Raw genomic sequence first — 3,191 nt, 5'->3', positions numbered from 1 at the left:
CCGCGGGGGGGCGCCCGTGTCTCCGGCCTGCCCCCCCCGCCGCGGGTGGGTGGTGGGGCCCCCCGGGCCCCCAAACCACACATGCGCGCCGTGGAGCGCATTGTCCGGCCCGATCACCGGCACGAGACGGGCGCTGACCGTGTGACCGTTGCGCAGGACGCGATGCGTGGCCGCCGCTTCGGGATGCGACCGCATGTCGGCGATCAGCGCTTCCAGCCATTGTGCAGCCTCGTGCCCTGGGGCTTTGCCGATTCCCAGCTGGTCGGTGACGGCTCGCTCGAAGGAGGTTCGATCTCGGGCTTCGTGATCGCGCGCAACGACGGTGAGCCGACCCGGCTCCAAGGTTTCGATGAGCGTCCATCCGCTTTTCGGCATCGCGTCGATCTCCGAGGTCGCTGATCCTTCCTGGTTGAATCTTTCAACGATCTTAGAACAGCGCGCCGCAACGGTGCTCGAACCGCAGGTCACGCGGTGGATACGGAAAGTTCCGCGAGGGCATAGGTGAGCCACGACGGCCGCAACAGATACTGCTCGCGCGGCTTGACCGGTTTCAGTACCGGGTACTTCTCCAAGACCGCGCGGGCGACATGGACGGCTTGCATCTCCGCCAAGGCGGCACCGATACAGAAATGTCGACCGTGTCCGAATACCAGGTCGTGACGTTCCCGCCGGGCGGGGTCGAGATGAGCCGACCGCAGGGACAAGATCACGGTGTGTCCTCGGGGGATTCGGATTCCGTTGACATCGATGTCGGTCAGCGGGAACCGGCGCAGCGCATAGTTCACCGGCGCCACGGCACCCATCACCTTGCGCACCAGCCGGGCGAACTCCGGCGGTGACCCCAGTAACTCGCGCGCCTCCTCGCAGCGGTACCGGACCAGTTCATCCAGCACCGCAGACGTCAGCGAGGTGACGTTCTCGAATCCGCCGATGATCACGGCAAACGCCAAACTGATCAACTCGTCCTCACTGAGACGGTCCTGCCCGTCGCGGGCTGAGAGCCAGCGCGAGAGCAGATCATCGCCAGGATCGCGCCTCTTGTCGTCGATCACCCCGGCCACCAGCATCAACATCGTCCCCATCGCACCCTGCACCGCCGCGCCGTGCGTCGATGTGTCGATCAAGAACAGAGGCCGGGCCGCTGCACGGAAGGCATCGAGCTTGTCGGCGGGCAACCCGAGCAAGGTGCCGATCACCTGCGGCGGCAACGGCTCGCACAGCCCGCCCATCAAGTCGATATCGCCAGTCGCCGGCAATGCGTCGACCAACTCCGTCACGGCAGCCCGCACCACCTGTTCCTGTGAGGCGTGATGTGCGGGCGCGAACGCCTCGGCCGCCAGTTTCCGTACACGTCGATGCTGCTCCCCATCGATATTGAGCAGGTTCGCCTCCAATGCCGCGGGCAGGTTCTGGCCTCGGAAGCCGGTGGTGGAGTCGGCCTTGGCCGCCGACATCCGGGGATCGGCCAGTAGTGTGGTCACCGCGTCCCATCCGGTGACCACCCACACCGGTGACCCGTCCGGTAGCTCGGCCTCGTGCACACCGGGTTCACTGGTTCTGAGATCCTCGTGAAGTTCGTCGACCGCATGAATTCCCGCCGTGAACGGGCACCGCCCCATCTTCATACCCATCAGTGTGCCAACCCATCAGGAGTCCGCCGTGCCGATCACCACCCGTGCCGCCACCACCGCGGACATCACCGACTGCGCCCAGGTACTCGCCGACGCCTTCCGCGACGACCCGCTCATGAGCGCGATCTGGCCCAACCCGCAGCAGCGCCACCGCGCCCTGCCCAGGTACTTCACCGCCTCCCTGCGCCACTTCCACCTCCCCGGCGGAGGAGTTCGCGTCGCCACCGACCCCGACGGAGTCATCCGCTCAGTCGCCGTCTGGGACCCACCCGCCCGATGGGACCAACCCGTCAGCACCACCCTGCGTGCCGCACCCGACCTTCTGCCCGCCCTCACCAGCCGCACATTCGCTGCGATCACCGTCCGGCGCACCCTCGATCGACACCACCCCCACCAGCCCGAACATTGGTACCTAGCCAACATCGGAACCTCACCCGCACACCAAGGGCACGGCTACGCGACACGCCTGATCACCGATCGCCTGACATCGGCTCCCGCCACCCCTGCCTACCTCGTATGCACCCGGGAAGACAACACCCCCTACTACCAGCGACTGGGGTTCGCGACCACTGAAAGCTTCCATCTACCAGTAGGTGCCAGGCCCACCATGTGGGCCATGACCATCAACATGTGAAGCCGCCAGCCCCGGAATCGGGGCGAGAAGACAACTAGCCAGCCGGAGAAGCCGATTGCCCGATGCGAGGCGCCGGGCTGATATCGAGCGCCTCGAGCCTGGCCACGCCTACGGTTGCCGCTCAAGGCCGCAACCATCACACAGCCCTGCGGACCCGCGCCGAGGTGTGCTTCGATCGCCGCGACGCAGGGCCTCCGGGCATGCCACTACGTCGAATCCGGCCGTTCCACCGGCCGTCGGTGGAGTGGTTTACGGGGGTTGGTGTGTCCAATCCGGGGCCGAAAACGAGGAGTTACCCGTAGAGGCCGCCTCGGCACCGCCTTGGTGCCGGTGGACAGATCTGGACACTGGAGGACCACCGTGAACCGACCCGACCCCCATATCGGAGTGAACCTGCCATCGGGGCACGACCCGATCGACTCGTCGACCGAAGCCGCTGTCGAGCCCGTGCCTGCGGAAACCGATGAGCCACGCCCGGATAAGCATCCGGCCGGTCGGGTCGAACATCGGGATAGCCAGGCGAAGCCACGGGCGCAGCGCGTTTCTGTACGTGACACCCGCCGAGACCCGCCCGATACCCGCAAGCTTGCCCGCCTGCTGTCCAGCCTCTTGACCACGGCAGAAGAGTCACGCAATGAAGACGCGGCACAACCTCCGAAGAATTCATCAATCCTGGATGAAACTACAGAATTCAACTCCAACAAAAAGGCCGCCTGAAATCCCCCGATTCACAAATTTGATAGATCTCGAATTAACGACCACAGAATTAAGGACCACAAGGAATATAACACCCTCTGTCGAATCATAATAATATCGATCGCGAAAATACCGTGACGTCGAGAATAAGGAATCTCCATGGTGAGCGCGTACGTAGGCCCGGGGAACGATGCGGATGACGACTTGGCATCCGAACTCCCATCACTGCC

Annotated in this window: 4 protein-coding genes; 2 read left to right on the top strand and 2 right to left on the bottom strand. The window is 64.7% G+C overall.

The genetic code is table 11. The features are described 5' to 3' along the window. Together QH276_RS35645 and QH276_RS33015 are read right to left on the bottom strand one after the other, a co-directional pair. Positions 1 to 375, bottom strand: a 375-nt coding sequence (locus QH276_RS35645; protein WP_432278812.1) for a GAF domain-containing protein, incomplete at its 3' end; no start/stop codon positions are given. A gap of 89 nt (positions 376 to 464) precedes the next feature. After that, positions 465 to 1,625, bottom strand: coding sequence for a cytochrome P450 (locus tag QH276_RS33015; protein ID WP_138456824.1), 1,161 nt, complete (start codon positions 1,623 to 1,625; stop codon positions 465 to 467). 34 nt (positions 1,626 to 1,659) lie between these two features. Here QH276_RS33015 and QH276_RS33010 point away from each other — a divergent pair, with 34 nt between their 5' ends. Both QH276_RS33010 and QH276_RS33005 read left to right on the top strand, forming a co-directional pair. Beyond that, positions 1,660 to 2,265, top strand: coding sequence for a GNAT family N-acetyltransferase (locus tag QH276_RS33010; protein ID WP_232110912.1), 606 nt, complete (start codon positions 1,660 to 1,662; stop codon positions 2,263 to 2,265). Positions 2,266 to 2,625: 360 nt separating this feature from the next. Continuing rightward, positions 2,626 to 2,982, top strand: a complete 357-nt coding sequence (locus QH276_RS33005; protein WP_068049976.1) for a hypothetical protein — start codon at positions 2,626 to 2,628, stop codon at positions 2,980 to 2,982. Positions 2,983 to 3,191 lie beyond the last annotated feature (209 nt).

The organism is Nocardia carnea (assembly GCF_029869215.1).
GTDB classification, from domain to species: domain Bacteria; phylum Actinomycetota; class Actinomycetes; order Mycobacteriales; family Mycobacteriaceae; genus Nocardia; species Nocardia carnea_B.
The sequence above is the reverse complement of the archived record's forward strand: the minus strand, read 5'-3'. Positions and strand labels throughout refer to the sequence as shown.

Bases quoted from the DNA above. Each gene is read 5' to 3' on its own strand.
- QH276_RS33015 (WP_138456824.1), bottom strand. From the start codon at position 1,625: ATGAAGATGGGGCGGTGCCCGTTCACGGCGGGAATTCATGCGGTCGAC.